Source organism: Elusimicrobium sp., from assembly GCA_015062115.1.
Classification (GTDB): Bacteria; Elusimicrobiota; Elusimicrobia; order Elusimicrobiales; family Elusimicrobiaceae; genus Avelusimicrobium.
Window position 1 is genome coordinate 23082 of the sequence record SUVG01000008.1, and the last position, 25648, is coordinate 48729.

At 45.3% G+C, this 25648-nt stretch carries 27 protein-coding genes and 1 pseudogene; 14 read left to right on the forward strand and 14 right to left on the reverse strand.

Features of this window, described 5'->3' with window-relative positions:
• Nucleotides 1–125: 125 nt before the first annotated feature.
• From E7027_06640 to E7027_06660, 5 genes are all read right to left on the reverse strand, one after another.
• Nucleotides 126–1349, reverse strand: a complete 1224-nt coding sequence (locus tag E7027_06640; protein MBE6421780.1) for a long-chain fatty acid transporter — start codon at nucleotides 1347–1349, stop codon at nucleotides 126–128.
• Between the two features lie 71 nt (nucleotides 1350–1420).
• Entirely contained in the window at nucleotides 1421–2083 is a 663-nt protein-coding gene (locus E7027_06645; protein ID MBE6421781.1) for a tetratricopeptide repeat protein, read from the reverse strand.
• A gap of 40 nt (nucleotides 2084–2123) precedes the next feature.
• Nucleotides 2124–2639 carry a hypothetical protein gene (locus E7027_06650; GenBank protein ID MBE6421782.1) on the reverse strand — a complete coding sequence of 172 codons (516 nt, stop codon included), beginning with the start codon at nucleotides 2637–2639 and terminating at the stop codon, nucleotides 2124–2126.
• Between the two features lie 20 nt (nucleotides 2640–2659).
• On the reverse strand, nucleotides 2660–3649 hold the full coding sequence (locus E7027_06655; protein MBE6421783.1) for a hypothetical protein: 990 nt from the start codon (nucleotides 3647–3649) through the stop codon (nucleotides 2660–2662).
• A 79-nt stretch (nucleotides 3650–3728) separates the two neighbouring features.
• Nucleotides 3729–4067, reverse strand: a complete 339-nt coding sequence (locus E7027_06660) for a hypothetical protein (protein ID MBE6421784.1) — start codon at nucleotides 4065–4067, stop codon at nucleotides 3729–3731.
• Nucleotides 4068–4136: 69 nt separating this feature from the next.
• On the opposite strand from E7027_06660, the gene E7027_06665 reads away from it, so the two are divergent.
• The 5 genes from E7027_06665 (at nucleotide 4137) to E7027_06685 (ending at nucleotide 9609) form a co-directional block, all read left to right on the forward strand.
• Nucleotides 4137–4916: a hypothetical protein gene (locus tag E7027_06665; GenBank protein ID MBE6421785.1), complete on the forward strand. Its 780-nt coding sequence runs from the start codon at nucleotides 4137–4139 to the stop codon at nucleotides 4914–4916.
• A gap of 136 nt (nucleotides 4917–5052) precedes the next feature.
• On the forward strand, nucleotides 5053–6429 hold the full coding sequence (locus E7027_06670) for a TolC family protein (protein ID MBE6421786.1): 1377 nt from the start codon (nucleotides 5053–5055) through the stop codon (nucleotides 6427–6429).
• A gap of 3 nt (nucleotides 6430–6432) precedes the next feature.
• Nucleotides 6433–7686, forward strand: a complete 1254-nt coding sequence (locus E7027_06675; protein ID MBE6421787.1) for an efflux RND transporter periplasmic adaptor subunit — start codon at nucleotides 6433–6435, stop codon at nucleotides 7684–7686.
• Nucleotides 7687–7697: 11 nt separating this feature from the next.
• Nucleotides 7698–8381 (forward strand): ABC transporter ATP-binding protein, encoded by a 684-nt coding sequence (locus E7027_06680; GenBank protein MBE6421788.1) that lies wholly within the window; start codon nucleotides 7698–7700, stop codon nucleotides 8379–8381.
• A gap of 1 nt (nucleotide 8382) precedes the next feature.
• Nucleotides 8383–9609 carry an FtsX-like permease family protein gene (locus E7027_06685; protein MBE6421789.1) on the forward strand — a complete coding sequence of 409 codons (1227 nt, stop codon included), beginning with the start codon at nucleotides 8383–8385 and terminating at the stop codon, nucleotides 9607–9609.
• A gap of 47 nt (nucleotides 9610–9656) precedes the next feature.
• On the opposite strand, the gene E7027_06690 is transcribed toward E7027_06685, so the two are convergent.
• Nucleotides 9657–12245, reverse strand: coding sequence for an MFS transporter (locus E7027_06690; GenBank protein MBE6421790.1), 2589 nt, complete (start codon nucleotides 12243–12245; stop codon nucleotides 9657–9659).
• A 391-nt stretch (nucleotides 12246–12636) separates the two neighbouring features.
• On the opposite strand from E7027_06690, the gene E7027_06695 reads away from it, so the two are divergent.
• Genes E7027_06695 through E7027_06705 form a run of 3 tightly spaced genes read left to right on the forward strand, consistent with a single transcriptional unit; the run spans nucleotide 12637 to nucleotide 14238 of the window.
• Nucleotides 12637–13227 (forward strand): sigma-70 family RNA polymerase sigma factor, encoded by a 591-nt coding sequence (locus E7027_06695; GenBank protein ID MBE6421791.1) that lies wholly within the window; start codon nucleotides 12637–12639, stop codon nucleotides 13225–13227.
• Nucleotides 13224–13625 (forward strand): hypothetical protein, encoded by a 402-nt coding sequence (locus tag E7027_06700; protein MBE6421792.1) that lies wholly within the window; start codon nucleotides 13224–13226, stop codon nucleotides 13623–13625. Before E7027_06695 ends, E7027_06700 begins: the two co-directional genes overlap by 4 nt.
• A 13-nt stretch (nucleotides 13626–13638) precedes the next feature.
• Nucleotides 13639–14238, forward strand: a complete 600-nt coding sequence (locus E7027_06705; protein ID MBE6421793.1) for a hypothetical protein — start codon at nucleotides 13639–13641, stop codon at nucleotides 14236–14238.
• Between the two features lie 63 nt (nucleotides 14239–14301).
• Here the strand turns inward: E7027_06705 and E7027_06710 are convergent, their stop codons facing one another.
• The 3 genes from E7027_06710 to E7027_06720 form a co-directional block, all read right to left on the reverse strand.
• Complete coding sequence (locus E7027_06710) at nucleotides 14302–14625, reverse strand: hypothetical protein (protein ID MBE6421794.1); 324 nt, start codon at nucleotides 14623–14625, stop codon at nucleotides 14302–14304.
• Between the two features lie 66 nt (nucleotides 14626–14691).
• Nucleotides 14692–15099 (reverse strand): GtrA family protein, encoded by a 408-nt coding sequence (locus E7027_06715; GenBank protein ID MBE6421795.1) that lies wholly within the window; start codon nucleotides 15097–15099, stop codon nucleotides 14692–14694.
• Nucleotides 15100–15107: 8 nt separating this feature from the next.
• Nucleotides 15108–15746: a hypothetical protein gene (locus E7027_06720; protein MBE6421796.1), complete on the reverse strand. Its 639-nt coding sequence runs from the start codon at nucleotides 15744–15746 to the stop codon at nucleotides 15108–15110.
• A 261-nt stretch (nucleotides 15747–16007) separates the two neighbouring features.
• On the opposite strand from E7027_06720, the gene E7027_06725 reads away from it, so the two are divergent.
• The 5 genes and pseudogenes from E7027_06725 to E7027_06745 all read left to right on the forward strand — a co-directional run bounded on the left by E7027_06725 (nucleotide 16008) and on the right by E7027_06745 (nucleotide 20636).
• Nucleotides 16008–17255 (forward strand): carbohydrate porin, encoded by a 1248-nt coding sequence (locus tag E7027_06725; protein MBE6421797.1) that lies wholly within the window; start codon nucleotides 16008–16010, stop codon nucleotides 17253–17255.
• A gap of 32 nt (nucleotides 17256–17287) precedes the next feature.
• Nucleotides 17288–17887, forward strand: a complete 600-nt coding sequence (locus tag E7027_06730; GenBank protein MBE6421798.1) for a pyruvoyl-dependent arginine decarboxylase — start codon at nucleotides 17288–17290, stop codon at nucleotides 17885–17887.
• A 36-nt stretch (nucleotides 17888–17923) separates the two neighbouring features.
• Nucleotides 17924–19378, forward strand: a complete 1455-nt coding sequence (locus E7027_06735; protein MBE6421799.1) for an amino acid permease — start codon at nucleotides 17924–17926, stop codon at nucleotides 19376–19378.
• A 132-nt stretch (nucleotides 19379–19510) separates the two neighbouring features.
• Nucleotides 19511–19633, forward strand: a pseudogene (locus E7027_06740) (prepilin-type N-terminal cleavage/methylation domain-containing protein).
• Between the two features lie 511 nt (nucleotides 19634–20144).
• The gene (locus E7027_06745; GenBank protein MBE6421800.1) at nucleotides 20145–20636 is read left to right on the forward strand and encodes a pilin; all 492 of its coding nucleotides are present in this window, start codon (nucleotides 20145–20147) and stop codon (nucleotides 20634–20636) included.
• 54 nt (nucleotides 20637–20690) lie between these two features.
• Here the strand turns inward: E7027_06745 and E7027_06750 are convergent, their stop codons facing one another.
• Nucleotides 20691–21461 (reverse strand): potassium channel family protein, encoded by a 771-nt coding sequence (locus tag E7027_06750; GenBank protein ID MBE6421801.1) that lies wholly within the window; start codon nucleotides 21459–21461, stop codon nucleotides 20691–20693.
• A gap of 118 nt (nucleotides 21462–21579) precedes the next feature.
• Here E7027_06750 and E7027_06755 point away from each other — a divergent pair, with 118 nt between their 5' ends.
• Nucleotides 21580–22314: an NAD-dependent deacylase gene (locus E7027_06755; protein MBE6421802.1), complete on the forward strand. Its 735-nt coding sequence runs from the start codon at nucleotides 21580–21582 to the stop codon at nucleotides 22312–22314.
• A gap of 34 nt (nucleotides 22315–22348) precedes the next feature.
• Here E7027_06755 and E7027_06760 read toward each other — a convergent pair whose 3' ends face one another.
• From E7027_06760 to E7027_06775, 4 genes are all read right to left on the reverse strand, one after another.
• Nucleotides 22349–22762: a DUF805 domain-containing protein gene (locus tag E7027_06760; GenBank protein ID MBE6421803.1), complete on the reverse strand. Its 414-nt coding sequence runs from the start codon at nucleotides 22760–22762 to the stop codon at nucleotides 22349–22351.
• Entirely contained in the window at nucleotides 22759–23346 is a 588-nt protein-coding gene (locus E7027_06765) for a hydrolase (protein ID MBE6421804.1), read from the reverse strand. The genes E7027_06760 and E7027_06765 overlap by 4 nt, the downstream gene beginning before the upstream one ends.
• A gap of 57 nt (nucleotides 23347–23403) precedes the next feature.
• Nucleotides 23404–23754, reverse strand: a complete 351-nt coding sequence (locus E7027_06770; protein ID MBE6421805.1) for a DUF805 domain-containing protein — start codon at nucleotides 23752–23754, stop codon at nucleotides 23404–23406.
• A 66-nt stretch (nucleotides 23755–23820) separates the two neighbouring features.
• A complete protein-coding gene (locus E7027_06775) occupies nucleotides 23821–25614 on the reverse strand; it encodes a DUF3413 domain-containing protein (protein ID MBE6421806.1) in 1794 nt (597 codons plus the stop codon).
• Nucleotides 25615–25648: the final 34 nt, after the last annotated feature.

Sequence of the window (25648 nt, forward strand, 5' to 3'; positions counted from 1 at the left end):
TTTCAAAAAACTCAACAAGGGCCAAAAGACCTAGAGAAATATAGGTCTTAATTAAGAAAGCTTGAAATAATTATAAAAGAAAAGCCCGCCTTTCGGCGGGCTTTTTGTTACTGTAAAACTTCCTTTTAGAATTTATACCCAACGGTGATGCCGTACAAATCGCTATGACCGTGGCTGTATTTAACGGTTTCTCCTCTAGTGGACACCCCGCTGAGGTCTTCCCCAAAGATGCGACCGTAATAGGCATCGATCGTCCAGTTATCGGTTGCATATCCGGCCCCGATGCTGGCAATGTGACGGTCATCCACAGGAACCATGGTATCCATGGCTTTTTCGTTGATGGGGGATTTATCAAACACATACCCGGCGCGAACGGCCCAAGTATCATTGATTTTGTATTCGGTACCGAAGTTCAAACGGTAGGTATCCTTATATTTTTTTAGGTTGCGGATAACCGGACGATTGGCATCTTCACCCGTATATTGGATAAGGATTTGGTCGTAAGAGCTCCAGAAGGTACCCACGATGCCGGCTTCCATAGTCCATTTATCGGTCGGTTTGAAAGATAACCCGGCGGTAATGCTATCCGGTAAAACAATAGAACCGATAACATCAGCATTGATGAGGTTGTAAGAGGCTAATCCCGGGAATCCACCCGTACGAATACGACCAGTCAAATCCGTTTTTACTTTGGTACGGTACATAGCACCCAAAGCCCATTTTTCAGCCCATTCAGGCTTATATAAGAAAGAGAAATTTCCCCCCCAGTTTACACCGGAACCACTAAGTTTATAATTGGAGTTTTGATATAAAGGAGAGAGCATAGCTTCTTGTTCAAATCCAATAATCATGGCTTCTAATCCCATAGCCATGGAGAATTCATCATTGGCTTTGATGGCGATGGTCGGGGTCAAGGAGAAGGTTTCCAAATTCATTTTGTAGGCTAAAGTGCTACCTGCCCAGGTAGAATAATCTTGGTATTCTCCACCCAAACCAAAGCGGGTAAATCCGCCTAAACCTAAACTAATATCATCACTCCATTTGTGGGTGATGTAGAAATTCGGTACAGGGATAATGTTATCCTTTAAGGAGCGGCTATCGCCATTTACCGTGGTGGTGGCATCCGCTACTACTGCCGTCGCGCCGACTTGGATTTGGGTTCCTTCCAATTCGGTGATGAGGGCAGGGTTGTTGGCCAAGGAGGCGGCTTCCGCCCCGTTGGCTACCGTGGCTCCGCCCATGGCGGTCCCTTTGGCGCTGTATTCGTACAACGCGAATCCGGCACCGTAAACAGTGCTGGAGAAGACAAACGGCAATAATACTACTAATGTCGTTATTATGTTTTTCATAGTGTTTTTCCTTAATATAAGCACAACAAACCCCTACTCCACCTGTGCAGAGTAGGGGTTTGGTCGGTTTATTATTTATTTAATTGTTCAATTTTTTCTTTAGCTACCGTGCCAAAATAAGATTTGGTGTAGTTTTCCAATAAATACTTATAGGCTTCCAAGGCTTCGGCTTTTTGGCCGGCTAATTCCTGGCTGAGGGCTAAAGTCAAATAGGCTTGCGGGATAGCAAAACTATTCGGGTTGTTTTTAATAAATTCGTTCATGCCGTCGGCGGCGGCTTGATATTCCCCCGCGGCTTGTAAAGCGGCAGAGCGGGACAAACTGGCTACCGTATAAACAGTTTCATTTTTGGAATCGGCGAGCAGTTTGTAAACTTCCGCGGCTTGGGCAAAATTTTCGTTGGCATACAGTACATCAGCCTTTAACAACTGGGCATACTGGGCGGCATGGGTGCCGGGATATTTGGCGGAAAGATCGTCCAAGTGCTTGAAACCGGCCTGTTCGCCTTCTTTGGCCATGGCAATTTGGGCGGTGTAATAAGCGGCCCAAGAGTTTTCGGCAATTTTCTGTTGGTGGGCATTATAGGCAGAGCCGATAATAGCGGCCAACACCAAAATTACGGCGGCGGTAATAACGCCTTGTTTATTCTTTTTGCAAAAATTAACGATGCCCATTAAAAAAGAGGCAATGAAATCTTGATTCTCAGGTTGAGTAGTGTTTTGTTTTTTAGTCATATATCTATTATATTAAAATTAGAGCGTTTGGTAAAATGCACTACTTGGCCGGGGCGATATCCTCTTCCGTTAATTGGCGGCACTCAATGCCGTTTTTCATCAGGAACACAATGCCTTCCTGGCTGCGGTCGTACATATTTTTATAGAACACTTTTTTGATGCCTGCGCTGACAATTACCTTAGCACAATGCACGCAAGGAGACCAGGTAACGTACACCGTTGCCCCTTGGGTGGCAATGCCGTTTTTGGCGGCAAAAGCGATGGCGTTTTGTTCGGCATGGAGTTCGTTTTCAATAGACCATTTACCGTGCAAATCGTAGAAAGTGCGGCTGGCGGTAAAATCTTCGTAAGTGGCAAACTGGTCTTTGTATTCGGCTTCGTAAATATCGCGGAAGTTGTCTTCACAATGCAGTTGGCCCGTAGGGGTACCGTTAAACCCAATGCTGATGACACGGTTATCCTTCACAAGTACCGCCCCTACCTGCAAACGGCAACAGGTAGATTGATCGGCCACCAATTCGGCCATTTTAATAAAAAGTCTGTGTTTATTTTTCATAGTTTTCCCTTGTTAAAAAATTAAATTTCAAGAGGGCCTTTAGGGCCTTTGCGCCAAATTTGGTTAAACTTGCCGGAAAGAGTCATGTTATAAGTTTTGGCGGCAGAAAGTTGGCGATATGCGGCAAATGTTCTGCTAAAAACCGCGTTTTCTTCCGAGGCCATAAATTGCAAAAGTTGACCTGCCGTCAAGGCAGCGTTGGCTGCCGAGATTTGATAATTTTGGCGTACCAAACGGGTTTGTTTTGATTCCTGAAACAACCAATTGCGGGTAGGCTTAATGGAAAGGAAAGCATCGTTGGCGGCTTCCAATTCGCTGAAGGCGGCTTCAAAATTTTCTCTTAAATAGGTAAAAATAGCCAGTTTTTCGGGGGTTTGTGCCCAGAAGATTTCCAATGTTTCCACCGGCAAAACGGAAAGTACTTTTTGCAAGGAGGAAGTGTAGGTGAAAATTTCCAACGGAGAAAGATTTTTTGTATCAATAGATAACGGGGGCTCTATCCAAAACAGTTGGTTGTTGGCCTTCAGCATTACTACTCCTAACTCTTCTGTAATTTTGGAAGGCGTAACGGCGGAAACAGCTCCGTTTTGCACAAGAAACCTCCCCCAACTGTACAAAATACTTGTTTTTTGGAAATTTTGCATTTTCAATTCTACTTGTGCCTGTAAGGCGCTGTGTTCCCCGGAAGAAAAACCCTCCGCTCCTTTCGTAAGGGAGTTTATATCGGGTGTTTTTACCGCGGAAGGCGTAAGTTCCACCGGGCGGGCCAGGGGCTTAAGTTGTTCAATGCGGGCCAAATGATGTGTGTATTGAGATAAAAAGCGGGCGGAAGAATTTGCCATAATGGCCTGGCTTGCAGGGATCGTTATATGCGTTTTCGGCAAAACTTCTACGGCGGTTTTCCCGCCGCGTATGGCTTGTATTGTCGAGGGAAGGACTTTCCATTTTTGGGCAGCCCCGGGAAGGGCAAAACAACAAATAATAAAAAGAGAAATAATAGATTTGTTCATACTCGTATTGTAAATCTTTTTACCGGGAGGAACAAGGGACAAAAGACCTATATTCCCGGGGCCTTTCGGCCTAGGCGGGTTACCATTTCTTAAAAATAAAAAAGACGGCTCCCACCAAAAACAAAAAACCCACCAAGTGGTTCCACTTAAAAGTTTCCTTAAAATACAAAGCTGAAAACCCGGCAAAAACGGCTAGGGTAATAACTTCTTGCATTACTTTTAATTGCGTAACGGAAAAGTACTCGTTTCCCATACGGTTAGCGGGAACTTGCAAGCAATACTCAAAAAAAGCAATTCCCCAACTGATTAAGATAACTGCCCATAAAGCACGGCTCTTAAATTTTAAGTGTCCGTACCAGGCAATTGTCATAAACAGGTTGGAGGCGCACAACAGTACAATAGGTTTCCACATATTCATATTATATATAATCCGTACGGTCGGCTGAGAAAATTATTATAATAAAAAAGTATTTTACAGGAGGTTTTTATGAATAAGCGCGGTAGTTTTATAATGGGGTTGGCCGTGGTTGTGATAGGTGCTATGTTTTTGGCCACCTTGGTGACTTTCGGTTTTTATTTATTCTTGGGAGAAGGCCAAAAAACCACCCCGGCAGAGGTAGCCCAAACCGAAGAGGCGTCAACTCCTTTTGGACAAGATTTTTCTTCTTCTTCTTCTTCTTCTTCTCAACAGGAAGAGTTTGTTTCCCAAGGCACACCTCAGGGGCTTGCGGAACTCGCGCTTTCCCCCCGTTTGCGTTTTGAGCGTTCTGATACCGCATGCTATATTAGTATCAGCAAGGGTGAAGGAAACTTTCCTTGTAAAATGGAACGGCGCTCCGACGGGAGAGTGGAGGAATATAAACTGTTTCCCACCGGGGCGCTAAACCGCACCACCTACAACCCGGCCGGTGAAATGTTGGAAGTAGTCGGTCTTAACCCGGACGATACCGTTTCTTTTCGTCATGATAAGAAAACTTTTTTCTTTTATGACGGCCCGGAGGGTACCGTTTCTCAAATAACTTTTGTTTTAGGCCCGGGGCCCGAGGGTACACATCGCCAAGCGGTAGATGTCATTTATTACAACCCGGACGGGACCGTGCGCGAATGTAACTGTTATTCCGGCGATTGTTGCTCTAACCCCATGTATAGTTTGGAGGGAAAACCCAACACCTATTGTAAAATGTATCCGCTGGATGAGGATATTTGTATGTTTGAAAAGACTTCTTTCCCGCCGGTTTCCGCAAAAAATTTACCTGCTAAGCAATAAAAAACTCCCCGGTTTAAGCCGGGGCGTTTTTTTACCTTAAAAATTGCAATAAAAAATCTACCGGAAGTGTTTGATAATAAGCGGCTATTGTTTCGCTTTATTTTTATTTCCACCCCTATGGGGCAAATTATATAATATGAATATGAATTATCAAAAATTGTTTCCGCTTTTTTTACTTTTATTGCCGCTCTGTTTGCAAGCAGAACCGGACGATTTGCTCCGCTCCTCGGGATTAGTGCCGCAGACCGAAGTTTTATCGCCTGAAGACAAACATACCCCCCCGTTGGACGAGCAGGCTACCCCCCTGCCGGACATCAACGGTATTCTTACTTTGGAAGATTGTATTAAAATTGCTCTTTCCAACAGCCCTAAAGCCGTTAGTGCCCAAATAGCGGCTGAAGAAGCGCAAATCAGCGTTAATTTGGCCAAGGGCGAATTTTTGCCCACGCTGACCGCCGGAGCCAGCCAAGGCTATAATGTAACCAAGGCCGACACTTTACCCACTAGCGACCACGGCTCCAGCCAACTTTATGCCCAGGCGCAACTGGCTATCAGCGGTATTACGGATAAAGTGCGTAGCGTAAAAATCCGCAATTTGGAATTGGAACAAGCCAAACTGAATTTAACCAATACCACTAACGACATCAGCCGCACGATTAAAAAATACTACTATGCGTTGCTTTCTGCCAAAAGGGCGGTGGCTATCCGTACCCAATCGCGCGATTTGTACCAAGACCAATACGAACGCGCCGCAGAATACTACCGCTTGGGGTTGCGCCCGAAGGTAGATGTTACCACGGCCGAGGTAAACTTGAACAACGAAGATTTGCGTTTAATTCGCGCAAAGAACTTGGTGAAAACCGCTTCGGCCAATTTGGCCAATGCCATGGGGATAACCACTTCTAACACCCTAAACATTACCGAAATTGCCGATATTGCCCCTTTTGAAACTCCTTTTAATGTGGCGGTGGAAATTGCCTATGCCAACCGTCCCGATGTGCAATCGGCCCAAACCAATTTGAAAATCAGCCAAATAAAAGTAAACCAAGCCAAAGCGGGGTTTTTCCCCACTTTCTCTTTCTCGGCAGGTTTTTCCAAAAGCGGAGAAGATTTTTACTTGGATAACGAACAAACCAAGTTAATGGCTTCGGTGGAAATTCCTATTTTCAGTGCTTTCAAAACATATAACGGTTATAAACAAGCCAAGTTGTCCTTCCAAAAAACGCTGAATAATAACCGCAGTTTGTTAAACGATGTATTTTTGGAAGTGCAAAGTGCATATATTAAAATGCAGGAAGCGGCGGAAAGTATCCCGATAGCGGAACTTAATGTGGAAAAAGCCAAAGAAAATTTGGATCTTTCCCGCGGGAGATACAACGAAGGTATCGGCGATATTATTGAACTGAAAGATGCCGAAGTAGCCTATACGGACGCCGAACTGAGCCTGGTAACCGCCCGGTACGATTATGCTTCTGCCGTGGCCGATTTGAAACAAGCAATGGGGACGAACTAATCTATGAAAAACTTACTTAATAAAATTAAAAATTTTTGCGGCCGCTTGTGGCGCAAATTCAAACAACTGGGGTTTTGGAAAAAAGCCTTGGTTATCGTGGGGCTTTTGCTTTTAGCCTGGGGTGTTAAATCTATCCTTTTCCGCCAACCGTCTGTTCCTCTTTTTAAGACGGTGCGGGTAAGAACGGGCGATATTATGGATATTGTGGAAGCTTCCGGGCCGATTAACCCTGTTAATACCACTCAGATCGGGGCTTTGGTATCCGGCGAGATTTTGAAAATCTATGTAGATTACAACAGCGAAGTGAAAAAAGGCGATTTGATGGCTGTTATCGACCAAACCCAAATTTTAGCCTCTTTGGAAGAAGCCAAAGCCAGCCTTTCTTCCGCTAAAGAAAGTTTGGCCTCTGCCGAGGTTTCGTACCGCTTAGCAAGTAAAAACTACGAGCGTTACCAAGCCTTGTACGAAAAAGACTATGTTTCCAAAGTAAACTTGGAAGAGTATGAACTTGCTTATGTAAATGCCAAAAGTAACTTAAATTCTGCCCAAGCCCGTGTGGTGCAAGCCCAATCTAATTTAGACACAGCCGAAAAGGATCTTTCTAACACCAAAATCGTTTCCCCGATTGACGGCATGGTACTGACCCGTAAAGTAAGCGAAGGGCAAACCATTACGGCGGGTTTCTCCACTCCGGAACTGTTTGTGGTGGCGCAAGATTTAACCAAAATGCAAATTGAGGCCAAAGTATCCGAAGCCGATATTGTTAAAATCGCTCCCGGTCAATCGGCCGATTTTACCTTGGACGGTTATGTGGGAGAAGCGTTTCACGGAACGGTACGCCAAGTTCGCACGAACTATGTAGATTCTTCTGGTTCCTCGGCGGGTTCTTCCAGCACTACTTATACGGTAATTATAGATGTGGATAACCAAGATTTGCGCTTAAAACCCGGTATGACCGCCACCCTTACGATTCGTACGCAAGACAAAAAAGGGGTACTGGTGGTACCTAACGAAGCCTTGCGTTTCTCCCCCTCTACCAATCTTGGGAAGTTTGAAAAGACGGGCGTTTGGACTTTAGAGCCCGGTAAAGAACCTAAACGGGTAGATGTAACCATTGGGATTATTGCCACCAAACAAACGGAAATCACCGGTGGCGAAATTAAGGAAGGCGATGTCGTTATCGTAGGCGAAAATAACTTAAAAGCCATGCCCACACAAGCTATGGGTATGGGCCGCCCCGGACGCCGCCGCCGCTAGGAGGTAACGCTATGGCGCTTATTGATACGCGGGATTTGTATAAGATTTATCAATTAGGTGATGTGGAAGTGCGCGCCCTAAACGGGGTGAGTGTTTCCATTGAGCAAGGCGAGTTTGTAGCGGTCATGGGGCCTTCCGGCTCGGGTAAATCTACTTTTATGAACATTTTGGGGTGTTTGGATAAACCCACTCGCGGGACTTATATGTTGGACGGGATTGATGTAACCTCCACCGATTTGGCCCAGTTGGCAGGTGTGCGGAACCGAAAAATCGGTTTTGTGTTCCAAGGGTTTAACCTCATTAAGCGTACCACTGCTTTAGAAAATGTGGAACTTCCTATGATTTACAACAAAACGCCCGCTCATTTGCGCCGAGAAAAAGCCATGGCCGCCTTAAAAGCGGTAGGGCTTGAACAGCGCGCCGATCATTTGCCTAATCAACTGTCCGGCGGGCAACAGCAGCGGGTTGCCATTGCGCGCAGTTTGGTGTGCGACGCTCCCATTATTTTTGCCGACGAGCCTACCGGAAATTTAGATACCAAAATGAGTATTGAAGTGATGGAACTCTTTACGCGCTTAAATAAAGAAATGGGTAAAACCATTATTCTTATTACGCACGAGCCGGATATCGCGGAATATGCGTCCCGCTTAATCAAGTTCAAAGACGGTAAGAAAGTGAGCGATGAGGTGAAATAATATGTGGGATAGTTTTTTAGCCATTTTCAAAATTTCCTTAAAAGCTATTTTTGCCAACAAAATGCGCGCGGCGCTGACCAGTTTGGGAATTATCATCGGTGTGGCGGCGGTAATAACGGTGTTGGCCGTGGGTTCTGCCACCAAAAAAAGTATTGCGGATCGATTTTCCAACATGGGGACAAACATTATTTTCTTGCGCCAGCCGTGGGATTTAGATGAAAGTATTTCCTCTCCCAAAGATGTTACGATGGAAGATGTCCTTGCTATTCGGAAAGTAGGCGGGGTGTCGGCTGCGGCCCCTTATATCCAAACCAGTTTTGATGTTAAATACAAAAATACGAGTGTCGGGTTAAGTGTGTTGGCCACCGATACGGATATTTTAAAAGCGTATGATTGGTCTGTGGAAAACGGTCGCGCTTTTACGGAGCGGGAAATTTCTTCTTATGCTCAGGTGATGATTATTGGGGCGACTTCCGCACAAACGATTTTTGGAGATGTTGACCCGCTCAATAAGACGGTCGTTTTAGATGGTATCCCCTTCAAAGTAGTGGGCGTAACCAAAAAAACGGGTTCCAGCGGGTTTGGGTTTAACATTGACGAGGGGGCTCTGATCCCTTATACAACCGGAAAAGTAAAAATGAATGCCGGCTGGAATAGTTCCAATCGTCGCGCGCTAGACCGGGTGGTTATTAAAGTAGATGATTTTAATGCCATTGAGAACACAAAAGTAGATATCGCTAATACTGTACGCAATACTCACCGTATTCACCCCCTGGGAAAAGATGATTTCCAGTTAGATGACATGGCCTCCTTCGTGGAGCAGGCAAAAAGCACTGCCACTACGATGAGTTTGTTCCTGGGAATTATCGGGGCGGTTTCGTTGATTGTAGGCGGGATTGGGGTTATGAACATTATGTTGGTGTCCGTAACGGAAAGAACCCGCGAAATCGGTATCCGTATGGCTATCGGGGCTACCAGTTGGAACATCCGTATGCAATTTTTGGGCGAGGCGGTTACCTTATCTTGTATGGGTGGCTTGGTAGGTATTATTTTGGGTGTAATATTTACCGTATTTGTGGCAAAATATATGTCCTTACAGGCAGAATTGAGCGTTTGGGCGGTGTTGGTTTCGGCGGGATTTTCTGCAGCGACAGGCGTATTTTTTGGCTTTTATCCGGCTTATAAAGCCTCCAAACTTACCCCCATCGACGCCTTGCGTTACGAATAATTTGGGAACTATACAAAAAAGGCTCGGTATTTTTACCGAGCCTTTTTTTATTTCTTAAAGAAGTTTCGTACTTTTTGCCATAAAGTCGGGTTCTTCTCTATGGGCTGGGGTTGCACATGGAGCGGATTTTGGGCCGCCTTGTCTGCCCGCTTAAAGAGCAGGGCCGAAATACTGGCTAATGCCGCCGGGATACCTAACAAGGCCGCCGCAGTAGCCCCTTGAGTAGAGAGCAGGCCGGCATCAATAAAGCGTTGGGCCAAATCGGTAAGCAACATGGGGCCGAAGGCGCAACTGATGGCGCTTGCTACAATAAGCGAGATAATACGGTCTTGCGTTTTGGGGTTTTTGGCCGTGCGGGAGAAAGCCAAGGTAAACGCGGTGGAAATACCCAGTTCAGCAGCAAATAACGAGGCCGTCAATAAATATACATTACTTTGGGCCGCCGTCAGCGAAGCAAACCCGCCTAACGCACCCAAAGCGGTGGCAATAGCCATATTGTTTTTGGGGAACCATTTCAAAAAGTGTCCCGCCAAGTAGCGCCCCAAAAGGAACGGTACGGCAAATTGAGCAATCCCGAATAAGTACTGCATGGACGGATTTTGCGTAAGAGAGGGTAAAAGAAGCAGAAATCCGCTGTTAAAAGAAACCTCTACCGCGTTCATGATAAGTAACCCGGTCAAAAGCGGAGCTACCCCTTTTTCTTCTTTGAATAAGCGCAGGTATTCGCTGTTTTTGGTTTTTTCCCACAGGCTTGCCTTGGTTTTTTCGGCTAAAGACGGGGCCTTAACAGGTTTTGTGTTGGGGAGTCTGCCGCTATTGATACCGATGGCCGCCGCCGCCACTAACGGGATAGGTAAGGCAAAGGTTAAACTCCAATCTAAACCCAAAACCGCCGTGGAAACAAACGGGAACGCAAACGAGGCCGCCATACCTGCCGCACGGGCAAGTTCGGTATAGGAGTTGCGCTTTTGGAGAACTAAATCGCTTTCGCCTTTGCTGATTTCCGTAATCATCGGGCCCACGGAGTTATGTACAAGCACCCCCCCTACGCTGGCAATGGTAATGCAAGCCAAAGTTTTATAGAAGTGGAGCATGGCATTGGCTTCGGCCACAAAGGAACCGTCCAGGCCGCACAGGGTTACCCCGCCTAAAAAACCCAGACCCATTAACCCAAGTCCTAAATTTAAGGCCGCTTTTCTGCCGATTTTTTGTTTTAAGTAGTTAGCGAAGAAAGCCCCCACGGAATACGGGAAATAGGTGGCCACGGCTACCAAAATGTTATCTTCCAGGGAAAGGCCGAAACTTGTGCCGAAGTTGGAAATAACCGGGGTGGCTACTTCCAAACCCATCACGGCAGAGGCCAAATACAGGCTGGCGCGTTGCAAAGCGGAATTTACTTTTACGGGTTCTTCGATAGCAGGTGCGGCTTGTTTCTTTTTGCCAAGGCCTAACCAGTTGCGTACTTTTTGCACCAAAGAAGTCTTTTGGGCGGGAGTATCCAAAACAGGGGCAATATCTCCCTCGGGCAGTCTAACCGAGGGCGCGGCTTCAACCGTGGTTTCCGTGCCGGCAGTCGGGTGCGAAACGGCACCTGTATTTAACTGTTCGGGAGAGGTTTTTAACGGATCCAGGGTTAAGGTCAGTTCGGATAAAACGGCCGGTTTGGAGGCTTGTTTCGCGGGCGCGGTGAAGGACGGCAAGCGTACGGATACCGGGGCAGTCAGGTTCATCCATAATACGGTGGCACTATGGCTGCTGTCAGCACTTAAAGCAGAATGTTCGCCATAAGTGGACAGATAACTGCGCAGGGCCTCATTTAAGAAGGGTTCCTTGCCCGGCGTTACGGGCAGGGAAAGCGGCAATTTGTGTAATACGGCGTATTGCGCGATTCCTTGAAAAAGAGCGGCATATTTGCCTTTTGTTTCGCGGGAAAAAGCCGTTAAGCGGTCGTACTCAGCCAAGCGCAAGCAGGCGCGGGCATAGTTGGTGGCGGCTGATAACGCGAGCGGCGTGCCGATTGCTTTGTGATAGAAATCTTCCAGTACGGATAAATCTTCCCGGGTGCCGAAAAGGGCCAAGGCGGAGGCGTCCGTCAAACCTTCGGCTGCTTGGGCAAGAACGTCGGGGTGGTTTTGGAAAACATGGGAAAAAGAAAGATCCTTAAGCAGTTCCACCGCCGGGAGTTTAGCCGTTAAGTCTTGTTTCCAGTAAGAGGAAGCTTGGATATTTTGTTCGGCGGTAGTATAACCGTGCAAGGCCAGCGTAACATATTCCGTTCTCAACCAATTATGATGCCCGGGTAAGTGTTTTGCTTTTAAGATACCTTCGGCTAACGATTTGAAGTCCGGTAAATCTAACGCTTGGCGGACTTGTTGCAATCCCGTGTTTTGTTTGAGAACTGCTCGGCTGATATTTCTTTCCAGTTGGGTGTAAATAGCGGGAGAAAAGTTCGGCGCAAGGTGTAAACCATTGGTATTGATGGTTGTAGGCAGTTTGACGGGGCGCAGAGGTGCCTTGCCGAGGGTTACGGCGGCCGACACTCCTTTTGCCGTATTTTTTAATACTTGTGCCTGCGCGGGGGTAAGTTGCCCAGCCAGTAAAGCGAAAACTAAAACGAACGATATAACTTTTTTCATCTCTATCAAATTCCTAAATTAAAATGTCCACAAAAAACCCCGCTCTTTTATTTCGAGCGGGGTGGTTTTTAATAATCTCAAATTTACATTACATTACGCAAACCACGCCCCGCCGTCTAAACATAATAATAGACACCATGCTAATTTGTAGCATGGAACGTACTTGGCTAATAAGACGGATAGCGTGTTTTTGCATAAAAGTTCAGTTAAAAAGTGTTATTAAAAAAACGACCCAATTATTATAGCAATTTTTTTTAAGAAAATGAAAAATTTTTCTAACCTATTTTAAGATTTTCTTTTTACACGCAAGTTTGTTACAGTATAAAAAAGTGATTTTTCACGAGAAAAAAATAAAATGCAATAAAAAATAAAAGGTTGGGGTTATACAGATATGGAAGATAAATTTACCGAACGGACGGACGACCAGTTGGTAGAACTTTTCCGTGCAGGAAACGAAAAAGCCTTTGAAGAATTGGTGTACCGTTACAAAAACCCGTTGTATCAGTATATTATGTCCCTCGTGCAAGACGAGGGTGCGGCGGGAGATTTGTTCCAAGAAGTGTTTATTTCGTTCTTTAAAAATGTGGGTAAGTATGAGGCTCGCGGGAAGTTTAAGTCGTGGTTGTTTTTAACGGCCCGAAACAGAGTGTTTAATTTCTTTCGGGATCGATATAAACTTTCCTCGCTGGATCAAACCGATGAAGAAGGGAACTCCGTTTTTCACGAAACATTGGAAGACGGCCAATTGGCCCCTTTAGAGGAATTATCCGGCAAAGAGGCGGAAGAAATGATTCGCCGCGCTTCTTTACAACTTCCCCCCCGTCAACGGGAAATGATTTACTTGCGGCAGTATTTATCCTTTAAGGAAATTGCCGAATTATTAGGGCGCCCGCTGGGCACCGTACTGGCCGATTGCCACCGCGCCGTAAAAAAAATGCGCCAGTTGCTGGAAAAGCAAAATCACCGAGAGGTAACTTTATGAAATTATGTGAAAACTTGATGCTTTACGCGCAAGGAGAGTTGGAAGGAGCGGAGAAAGCCCGTTTTGAAGAGCACTTGAAAGATTGTGCTTCCTGCCAAAAAGAACTGGCCTTTCTTACTCAAATGGACGAAGCTCTTTCCGCCCCGGCGGCCCCTGCCGGTGTGGTAGAGGAGTTGTTTTCCAAAACGACGCGTAAAAAATCGTTTTTAGCCGGTTGGAAACCGGTATTTGCAAGCACGGCTCTGTTGGGAGTAGCACTTTTCGTTACTTTTATGGGCCTGCAACCGGACAAAGCCGCTTTTGACGCAAATGAAGTGATTGCGTACATGAGCGAAAATTTGGACGCCGAATATCAATCTTTCGCGGAAGATTTGGCCGCGTTTGAAGAAGAATTCTAGGAGGGTAAATTATATGAAGAAACTGTTAGTTGTTATGATGATGAGCGCCTTGTGCCTGCCTGTGTTTGCCAAGGACGATTGTGCTGGGGATAAACATCCCTTTAAAGACGGCCGTACACACTTTGCGGTTCGCTGTAAAAAAGTCGCTCAAGAAAGCGAGTTTAAAAAAGCCCACAGAGAGCATAAAGCCAAAATGGAAGCCACCGAAGAAAAAGTGGAAAAATTGGTAGAAGAATACAATAAACTCAAACCGGGTAAGAAAAAAGACGCTAAAAAAGCCGAAATCGCCGCCATTGTGGCCGGTATCCGTGACGAGCAAATCAAATTCAAAGAACAACAAATCGTCAAATTCCAAGAACGCCTGGAAGTAATGAAAAAGGGTTTGGAAGAACAAAAAACGGAAGAATCCAAACAAGCCTGGGTGGAAAAAAAGACGGACGCCGTTATTGCCGACGAAGGGGACTTAGATGTGCTTTTTAAGGGCGAAATGGGCCCCGCCCCTCACAAAGACGGGAAATTTGACCATAAAGGCAAAAGAGGCCACGGCCCCAAAGGCCCCCGCGGCCCGAAAGGCCCGAGAAAAGAAGGCCCCCGTAACGACGATAAAAAATAATCTAAACCAAAGAAAAAATCCCGCTTGATGAAAGCGGGATTTTTTATGTAAAGGGACAAACAATTAGTTGGTGCCCAAGAGTTCCGCCCAAGCGGCTTTTTCATCAGCCAATTGTTGTTTGGCCGATTCAATTTTTTCTTCAATCGCTTCCTTGGCTACATCAGCGGCCGTTTTGGTGCCGGCGGCAATGGCAGCGGCGTTTTGGGCGTTTTGATAGGCTTGTTTGGCTTCCAACAATTTTTGGCGGGTTTCAGCCGATTTTTGCAAAGCCTGTTCCAAGGTAATGGTTTGCTGGGTGGTGGAAGTGGCACCGGTGGTCGTGCCGGTGGTGGCGCAGCCGGCCGTCAATACGGCGGCGGCCAAAAGGGTAAATACGGTTTTTTTCATGTTGTTAACTCCTTAATAATCTTTCTATATCCTATAACATATTCTATAAAAAATAAAAGGAAAATTTTATTTTCTTCTAAATACTACAAATTTATTTAAGAAAAAACTAACCAGTGCCACCAAAAACGAACTGATAAGCCCCGCCAAATACAGGTTTTGCATACCCGCTCCCGTCAGTAATTTCAAAATTCCCACATTGACGAAATAGCACACAACATAGACGGAAAAGAATTTGAAAATAAGGCGGTTGTCGGGGTTATCAAAAACAAAAGCGCCTAATGTTTTGAAACTAAAACAAATGCCGATTACCGTGGACAAAAACACGGCTAATGCATAATGGCAACCCGCAAAGATAAACAGCGCATAAAGCCCGTAGGCAAAAGCGGTGTTGAGCGTGCCGATAATTAAAAAGCGGATAAATTGCTCGGGCACTTTGGTAAGACGGGAAAGGCAAACGGAAATTTTTTGAAGCATTTTTCTTCCTAATTCATAAAAAAGCGGTCATGGGCGTCTGTATCGTCGTTATAGTTATGCTTGTCGGGGTTGTTCCAAGCCCAAAAATGCGTGGCAGATAAATACACCCCCAATACGGTTAAAAAGGCACTCAACCCGTAAAAAGCATGGCGGATATGCCACTCGTACCCTTCGGTGCCGAACCATTTATGCATGTAATCCCAGTCGGGTACGGCTTCCGGTCCCGTGGCATTAAGCAGAACGATAACCGGATCCAAACTACAACCCGCGTAGTGGCCTACACTATAGCAGGCAATAGCAAGTAACAGGAGGCAAATATCGGCTTGAATTTCTTTTCCCCGACGGAGAAAAATAAAAAATGCCAGTAGAGGAACGCCCAGTTCCATAATGGTTCCCCCTAAAATGGTCATTTTGAAATTTCCTAAAAAAGCCATTCTAAACAAGGGGTGTCCCGCTTCGTGAATACCAATAGTAAAGAGTTGTAAAACTCCTGCCAAACCGAAAGTCTTGGGGCCGATCAAATACTCGTACATCCCCCAAGTTCCTAAGATGATAAACAAAATTCCTTTCCACCCGTATTTCCAAAATAAAGGGCCTTTGCGGTACGGGTCTAAAAAATCCCAAAAAGTGTTCCAGATATTTTTCATTTTATTCAATCCGTTTAACCTTCTTATATTGTACCGAAAAAAGAACGCAACGAAAAAACATTTTTTCTCCTGCTTAAAAAAGGGTTAGTTTTTTATTTCCCCCTCTCTATGGGTTATTGCGTTTCTAAAAAACTAATCCAAATTTTGCCTTGCTCGTTTTTGAAGGCCTTTGTATTTTTTTAGTACAGCCGACTTACAACCGGTTGCAACAAGCAGTAAAGCAGTAAAAATCCAGTTCAGAAACTGTTTACGGGGGTAAACATGAACATAACAAAAACAATGCTTGCGGCAGTGATGGCCTTTGCCTGTTCTGCCGTTTCCGCCCAAGGGTTTTATATGGCGGAAGATATAGAAGAAGAACTCGTCTTAACTCCGGTCAAGCACGAACAGCGCTTGGCCTCACGCAAAAAAGTGGAGAAACATCCCTTCAACGATGCCGGGCAAGCCTATTTTGATGCTAAAAAAGAATTGGCTGAAAAAACCGGATTACAAATCGGTATGGATATTTCCTACACGGCCCAACGCTCTACACCAAACGGCAAACAAACTTCTATTCAGGGTATTTACTACCCGTATTTGACTTGGAATTTGTTCAAAAACACGGCCTTTGGTTCCGGTCAGTTAAATGTTAACTACAATTTGGTGCGTTACTGGGGAGCCTCCGCGGCTACCTTGGCAGACCGCTCCAACTTTGCCGTTCCGATTAACGACTATCCCGCCAACCAAGAGATTTTCTCCCAGTTTTCCTATACGCATACTTTGCCGGGAGAAATGGATTGGTTGTCGGTAACGGTGGGGCAATTCCCGCTTTATAACTTCGACGGTACCGAATACTTAGATAACCAACAAACGGGGTTGATGAACTATGCCATGTCGCAAAATGCGTCCGCGGCGTACACCTCGGCCTCTTTCGGCGGTTACTTGCAAGCGCAAAACGATTTAATCAGTTTTGCGGCCGGGTATCAAGATGCTACCAATGTAAGCGGTGAAACCATTGAACTTAAAGACGCCTTCAGCGGTAAATATACGCTGTTCGGTTCGTTGTCTTTAACGCCCGAATTTGATATGGGCCAAGGGCAATACAGTTTCATGTACTACTATCAGCCGTCCGTGCACGAACAACCCGAAAATGTAAACGGCTGGTCGTTTAATATGCAACAGAATATGGGCGATAAGTGGGTCATGTTCGGGCGTATAAACGGTTCCAGCAATGGTGCAACGGCAGTAAGAAACTCGTTTGTATTGGGCGGTGCTTATTTGGATCCGTTTGAAAGAAATCCGCTCGATTCTATTGTGGCGGGTATTGCCTACAATCGTTTGAGCGGTAAAGGGCTCGGTTATCCGACCGACCGCCGCAACACCGAAATGGCAATGGAATTTCAATGGAACATCGGTGTAGGTAAATTTATGACCATTACGCCGGACTTGCAACTCTATCCCAACCCGGGTTTAGATGAAGACGGAAAAATGGGGTTGGCTGTCGGGTTGCGTACGACGATTATGTTGTAGTGGGGTAAAAAAGCAGTAAAAGGAGAATAATTATGGAAAAATGTGATTTAACTTTAGGAACAAGATATCCAACCTTGGCTTTTATCAGCGGAGGTGCCGGGCAAGCGGCGGACGGAATCCCGCCTCAGCCCTTTGAAACTTTCTGTTACGACTCTGCTTTGTTGGAAGCCAAAATAGAAAATTTCAATGTAGTTCCTTATACCTCGGTTTTGCCGAAGGAATTATACGGCAATATCGTGCCTGTAGATAAAGTGGTGAAGGACTTTCATCACGGAGCGGTGTTGGAAGTAATCATGGCCGGTAACGGGGCCCGCATCGAAGAACATAAGGCTATTGCCACGGGGGTAGGCATCTGCTGGGGTAAAGATAAGGAAGGCAAGTTAATCGGCGGTTGGGCGGCTGAATATGTGGAATATTTTGACACGCCCATTGATGATGAAATTGCTTCTGGTCATGCCAAAATGTGGCTGAATAAATCGTTAAACCACGAATTGGAAATCCGCGGGGTGGAAAAACACAGCGAATTCCAAATTTGGCATAACTACATCAACATCACCCAGCCGTTTGCTTATTGTTTAACGGTCATGGGTTTCTTGAACTTCAAATTTGCCAAACCGGTAGATGTGAAGTAACGCTTGGGGTAAATAAATAGCGTTTTGGGGGATATTATGGGAGATAAAAACAATACAGCAGCCAAATTGGGTGTGATTGGCCTTGCCAGCATTGTCATTAGTTCCATGGTTGGGGGCGGGGTATTCTCCCTCCCCCAAAACATGGCAGCCGGGGCCAGCGCGGGAGCGGTGCTTTTGGCTTGGGTGATTACCGGTATCGGCATGTATTTTATTGCCAATACATTTAGCGTGCTTTCCCGCGTGAAACCGGATCTGACGGCCGGTATCTATATGTACGCTCGGGAAGGTTTCGGCCCTTATGTGGGCTTTACAATCGGGTGGGGTTATTGGCTCTGCCAGATTTTCGGTAATGTGGGGTATGCCGTTATTACCATGGACGCGCTTAACTACTTTTTCCCCCCTTATTTTGCGGGCGGGAATAATTTATTGTCCATTGTATGCGGTTCCTTTTTGATTTGGGGTTTTAACTTTGTGGTTTTGCGAGGTGTAAAGCAAGCGGCGGTGTTAAATGTTATCGGTACCATTGGCAAACTTGTTCCGCTTTTACTGTTCTGCTTGATTTTACTGTTTACTTTCCACTTGGATAAGTTTGATTCCAACTTCTGGGGTCAGCTGGCGGAAAACGGTAAATCGTTGGGAGATTTGCCCTCTCAACTTAAAAGCACCATGCTCGTAACCTTATGGGCTTTTATCGGTATTGAAGGTGCTGTGGTGCTTTCCAACCGTGCAAAAAGCCAATCTGCCGTCAGCAAAGCCACCCTGCTCGGGTTTTTAGGGTGTTTGGTAATTTATATGGGGCTTTCGCTTTTGCCGTTTGGTTTCTTATCGCAAGCGGAAATTGCGGCTGTTGCCAACCCTTCTACGGCGGGCGTCTTGGAAAAAGTAGTCGGCCCTTGGGGTGCGTGGATGATGAATATCGGGTTATTGGTAGCGGTTTTATCCTCTTGGCTCGCTTGGACGATGATTACGGCCGAAATCCCGGCTGCGGCGGCGGAAAACGGAACTTTTCCCAAGCAATTCGCCACGCAAAACAAAAACGGTTCACCCAGCGTATCTTTGTGGGTAACGAGTGCGCTAATGCAACTGGCCATTTTGATGGTGTATTTTTCCAACAATGCGTGGAATACCATGCTTTCCATTACGGGGGTAATGGTGCTTCCGGCCTACTTGGCCAGTACCGCTTATTTGTGGAAACTGACCGAAGACGGCGAGTATGCTCAAATTACGCCTAAAGGGCGTGCGGCGGCTTTGTTGACCTCCGTGTTGGGCACGGTGTACGGCGTGTGGCTTGTGTATGCGGCGGGGCTTAAGTATTTGTTCTTAGCCGTTATTTTCTTAGCACTCGGTTTACCCGTGTTTATTTGGGCCCGCAAGCAAAAACAGGACGGTAACCCCGTCTTTAAGCGGGGAGAAGGTTGGGTGGCATCTCTGCTGGTTATTTGTGCGTTGGTGGCTATCTATGTCTTTACAAGGGGGCTTGTTTCCCTTTAATCGGAAAGAGAGGGAGCAAGTTCAGCCGGGCCTCTTAACGAGGCCCGGCTTTTTTAGGGGGAATCTTGAATTCTAATTTATTAACCACTAAACTAAATAGTAGAGAATCAATATTTTGGAGGAGGAAAAGTTATGAACAAAGGGTTTACTTTAATAGAATTGTTAGTAGTTGTTTTAATTATTGGTATTTTGTCGGCGGTGGCTTTGCCCCAATACACGGCGGCGGTGGAAAAATCTCGCTCTGCTGAGGCTCTTTCTGCCATGAACACGATCGAAAAGGCCCTCCAATTAAGGATTTTGCAAGGGGGTGAAATGATTAAAAATTTATCGGATTTACACGATATGTTAACGGAGGGCGATATCGGTTTGCAAGGGGAGTGGCCTTCCACCAGCAAATGGGTGGGTAAACACTTTAATATTTCTTCCAACTGGTGTTCGAGTAACTCGGTAGAAGGGCGTTGTATGTATTCTATTTACCGAAACGGAACAAATCTTTTAACGGAAGATTATCATATGTCGTTTAAGATTAGTACTACGGAACCCATAGAACGTTCGTGTGTATGGCGTACCCAGGTAGGAAAAGTTGTTTGTACTTCTTTGCCGGGGGAATGGACGGTTTCCAAAAGTGCCTTGGGAGGTTCTTGATTTCTGCAGTATTACTTATTTTTTAGAAGGAGCGGAATTGTAAAAATTCCGTGCTTTCTTTTTTTGCTGAAAAATACTACACTATTAAGGTAATTTTATAATTTCGTTTTAAGGAGAAAGCATGAAACAGGGTTTTACGCTTATTGAACTGATGGTAGTAGTGCTTATTATTGGTATTTTGTCCTCGGTGGCATTACCCCAATATCAAAAATCAGTGGAAAAAGCACGCGCGGCGGAAGCTCTTTCTACTTTGGGGAGTTTGTACCGACAATATGAATCTTGCCGTCTTGAACATCGCGATAAAAGACAGTGCGATCAAGCCGGGGATTTTAAGAATTTTACAATTCGCCCTCCGGGTACTAAAGTTGCCGATGAATGTTATGAAACAAAAGAATGGCGCTATTGCCCGCCTGGTCAATCTGATATTAGAGCCTATCGCATTTCTTCCGGTGGTATTAAAGGTGTTTTGACTATTTGGGGATATGGGTATGGCTCTTCAGGCAAGGATTGCTTGGGTACAATTACCTGTGACAATGAGGACGATGCTTCTTTCTGCAAAACTTTAGGGTTTACTGCCAAACAAACAGGCTGCTCCGGTTTTGTGAAACCTTAAAATTTTAAGGGACTGATTAAAAAAGGGAAACTTATAAAAAGTTTCCCTTTTTTGTTATACCTGCGGCTTATTTTTTTTATGTTCGAACTTTTTAAATTCCTGGATAATTCCGGCCGTCAGCACCGCCGTAATAATGGCAAATAGCACTAACCCCAAAGCCACGGTTACCCCTGTTATCAGGCGGCCTTCCAAGGTAATGGGGATTAAATCTCCGTAGCCAATTGTGGTAAAGGTTTCCAAAGACCACCACATGGCATCTATCATATTTCGAAAAACTTCCGGTTGTGCCGGGTGTTCTACCCGATAAATCATAAAGGCACTCCATACCCATAGCATAAGTACAAATGCACTGCAAACAGAAAGTTCCCCCTTCTTTTCCGCTACAACGGTATTCATCAGTTGGATAGCATTTGTGTAGCGCATCAGCATTAAAATACGAAAGACACGCATCAACCGTATGGCCCCATAACCGAAAATAAATAAAGGGGAAATGGCAAATAAATCTATTAACATAAGCGGAGTCAGCATATATTTTATGCGCCCGATTATGGGGCGGGAGAAATGTGGGTCTTCCGTGCAGACGATTAAGCGCAAGGCATATTCCAAACCAAAAACAAATGTCATCGCTAAGTCCAGATGATAAGCCCAGCGTTTTAACCAAGGGTGGATATCGGGCACGCTTTCTATCATATCAATCGGTACAGTTAATAAAATGAGGGTGATGATAAGGGCATTAACCCCCCATGTAACCTTGCTTGAATTATTAAATTGCAAGGTGTTGTAGAGATAATTTTTTAAGGTTTGATGCGCGTGTTGTTTGGGCATAAATATCCCCCCTACAGAAGTATAGGGAATGTGAAATGTTACGGGCCACCTTGTTTTTAGATTAGAAAAGGATATCCAAAGGAAAGCCGAAAGGCCTTGGAAATGTTACAATAGCCTTATGAACGAATTCATAGAAGCCGTTAAACTAATCAAACAAGCCGAATATGGGGTTGTTTTTACGGGGGCAGGTGTCAGCGTGGAAAGCGGCATCGCGCCGTTTACGGGCCAAGGAGGTCTGTGGAACCAATACGACCCAAAATTTATTGAAATCAATTTTTTCTACAGTAATCCCACCCAAAGTTGGGAAGAAATGAAAAAGATTTTCTTTACGGATATGGAAGAATCTTCCCCCAACAAAGCACACGAGGTTATTGCCAAATTGGAAAAGAAAAAAATGGTGCGCGGGGTGATTACACAAAATATAGACGGGCTTCACCAAAAAGCCGGCAGTAAAAATGTGCAAGAATTTCACGGTACGATTCATACCCTTTCCTGTACTTGTTGCGGGAAAAAATACGGACTAAAAGAGATAAATTTACAAACGGTTCCCCCCCGTTGTTCCTGCGGGGGCGTGCTAAAGCCGGATTTTGTTTTCTATGGGGAAGGTATCCCCGCAGGGGCCTATGAGAAATCTTTGGAAATGGCCCAAAACGCCGATGTGATGATTATTGTGGGTACGGCAGGGCAGGTAATGCCTGCTTGCAGTTTGCCCATAACAGCCAAGGAGTGGGGTGCCAAAATAATTGAGGTCAACCCGCAACCTTCCGCTTTTACGGATACAATTACCGATTATTACTTTGCCGAAAAAGCCGGTGAGTTTTTTGATAAGTTGGAAAAAGAAATGAAATTATGAAAAAACGGGCAGCCCGAAAGGCTGCCCGTACTGTTTAGAGGGGCGGTAGTCCAAATCGGTTTTCTCCCTTAGTTCCGGGAAAAAGCATTAAAATACCTATGATGAAGAGCCCTAAATAGGGAAGCAGTAAGAGAAGTAACCACCAGGCACTTGTGTTTTGGTCATGCAGGCGGCGCGCAGAAATCGCTAAAAAAAGCCCCAAGCCGACTAACAACATCAAAGGCGTTAGAATAAACAGCAACAACCAGCCCAAGCTTTGTTGGGCATCGGACGAAAGGTTGTCCCCAAAGGTTGCTATTCCCCCCGCAAATAATACAAAAAATAAAATATACCACAGGGGGATGGCCCAAATCGTATATAACCAAAATTCCTTACGGTTGCTTCTTCCTCTAAAATCGAGCAGGCGCTGAAGGGGGCCGGTTAAATAAGAAAGTGCTTTTTTTATCATTTCAATAACTCCGTTTCGTGGCGGACTTTCTCTTCCGTTTCGCGCATGGCTTGTAAAGTTAAGTCCAATAGTTTATCCAACTCCCAACCCAACATTTCGGCCCCTTGCCTGATAACCTCACGCGAGCAACCCGCCGCAAATTTTTTATCCTTAAATTTCTTTTTCAGGCTGGAAAGTTCCATGTCTTGCGTACTTTTAGACGGCCGCATACGTGCAGCCGCCCCGATAAGCCCTGTCAGTTCGTCGGTAGCGAAAAGGAGTTTTTCCATTTCGTGTTCGGGTTTTATGTCCGTCATAATGCCGTACGCATGGCAACAAATGGCACGTACCAGTTCGGGCTCGGCATTTATTTCGGCCAGTAATTCGGGGGCTTTTTGGCAGTGTTCTTGCGGGAACTGTTCAAAGTCCACATCGTGTAAAAGGCCGCAAACGGCCCAAAAGTCGGCCTGTTCTAAGTAGCCGAGGTTCCCTGCAAACCAACGCAAAACGGCCTCTACCGTCAGCGCATGGAGCAGATGAAACGGCTCCTTGTTATATTTTTGCAAGAGGGAAAGGGCTTGCTCCCGTGTAATAGTTGTTTTCATTTTTATATAAAAAGGCAAAAAAATACCGCCCTGTTAACAGAGCGGTATTTTACGCAATTAGTTAAAGCGGTTTTTCCCTTCGGTACCGGGGAGAAGCCAGAAGACAAACAAGACCAACGAACCTACAAAGGGAACCAGGTTCAAAAGAACCCACCACCCTCTCAGGTTAATGTCGTGCAAGCGGCGCACAATAATACCCAAAGAGGGCAAGAAAAGGGCCAATGTAATCAACAATTTGACGACAACTCCGGCTTTTTCACCCAAAGGAATTACGAGAAGGTTGACACAAACAAACGCGATAAAATAGAACAGTTGGTAGAGCCAAAACTGTTTGCGGTCGGCACGGCCGTTGAAATCAAAATAGTGTTTGGTAATAACATCTAAGAAATAAGTTTTCACTGCGTTCATACTTCCTCCTAAAATATAGTACGTCCTGTAAAAAAAGAATACAATAAATGTTTGCTCCTATGCAAGTTAGTTGTAAAACTTGGCAAATGTTTTGAAAGCTTCCGCCATGGCTGCCGGGTCGGCCCCGTCCGGGATAGGGTTAAATTCATCGTCGTAATGTTCCAAATTCCCATACGCATCTATAACGGTTATTTTATTCCCGGTTCGCACGGCTTTCTTGGTGTAACTGGAAATAATTGAAAAGGGGCGCGGGGTATTATCAAACAAATCTATGCCGATAGAATAGTCTTGCGGCGGGTTTGTGCAACCGTAAATTTGCGAAATAATTGTCGGGGCAATATCGTAATGGTTGGTGGTATATTCTTTGATACTGCCCTTGCGGGAAGAATCCCATACCAAAAGAGGTACTTCTGTTTGGTATTTGGCAAAGTTACTGTTATGCCCCCAAAAGTTATTGCGTGTATCGTTGATTTCTTGCCCGTGGTCTCCCGTCAAAAGGATAACCGTATTTTCCAACAGGTTGTTTTTCTTCAAAGAGTCAAATACGCGGGCAAGTTGGCGGTCTATAAAATGCACAGAATTTTTATAGCGGTTGAGATAAGGGGTCGGGTCGGTATTTTTAGAAAGCAGCAGATAGTTCATTTGTTCGCCGGCAGGCGTGAAAACGGTATCTTCTGCCGGATAGTCGCTCCCATGCGGGGCATCTAAAAACAAGAAACCGAAAAAGGGCTTGTCGGCAGGCTTTTTGTCTAAGAAGTCCGTTAATCCGTTTACGGCGTCAATGTCGCGTTCCCATTTTGTGTCGCCTTGAGAGGATATTCGCAAATTGGGAATTTCAACAAAAACATTTTGGTGAAAAGTAGGGCTATTTAATTTGGCACTGCTGTAAACTGCGGGCGTGTAGCCTTGCTTTAAGGCTTGCGAAACTAAAGCCGGGCCTAATTGGCCGGTAGTAAAATCGTTCCAATAGGAAGAAGGTAAGGAATAGAAAAGAGAAAAAACACCCGCTTCGGTGGCGTTTCCGCCGCTTAAATGGTGCTGAAACTGAGTGACCTTTGGATTTTGTGCCCAGGCATAAAGGTTGGGCATTACTTGCAAGTTAAAAGAATCCTTCCGCCAAGAATCTACCAAAATAATCAATATGTTTTTGGGCGTAGATGCAGACGAACAGGTAAGAGGGTGAATCGGGTAGTTTAATTTCCCTTGGGCTGGCATGGTGTAGGCTTTGCGTTTGGGTTCAAAACCCCATTTGCGAAGGCGTCTGTTGGCCGAAAGCGGATTGGCAAACGGAAGCACCCCCCTCTGCGCCATGACCGAGGGAACCATCATAAATTTTCCCCAAGCATACATGCAGTTATACCCTGCACAAACAAGAAATAAAAGGGTCGTTATGATAATGGCGCATTTTCCCGAAAAAGGCCATCTTTTGGAAAGGGCCCAAATCCCCCATTCCACTCCCGCCAGTAGTGCTATCACGCCAGCCACAATAAACCAAGTGGACGGCGGAAAGATAAAAATTTCTTTCCCGGCGGGGCCGAAGAACAGTTGCAACATAGCCAAATTGATGTGAAATCTGTATTGAGAAAATACCAAAACGTCTACTGCTAAAGAAAGAGTAATGAATGAGGCCAAAATAATGGAAACAGTTTTAAAGGTTTTCTCCCCTACCAAGAGCCAAGGAATCGTTAAGAGAAATAAACAAATCGCAAACAAAAACAAATGCCCCGGAATGAATAAAGAGGTAAAAACAATGCCTAAGGTATCGGTATAAAACCCATTGGTTTTAAAATACGCCAGAGAGAGAACACACCAAATCAGTAAATTAAAAAATATAAATGAAGAAAGTCTGCGAATGTTCATGAGAAACTCCAAAAAATATTGAAAAATACCCCTA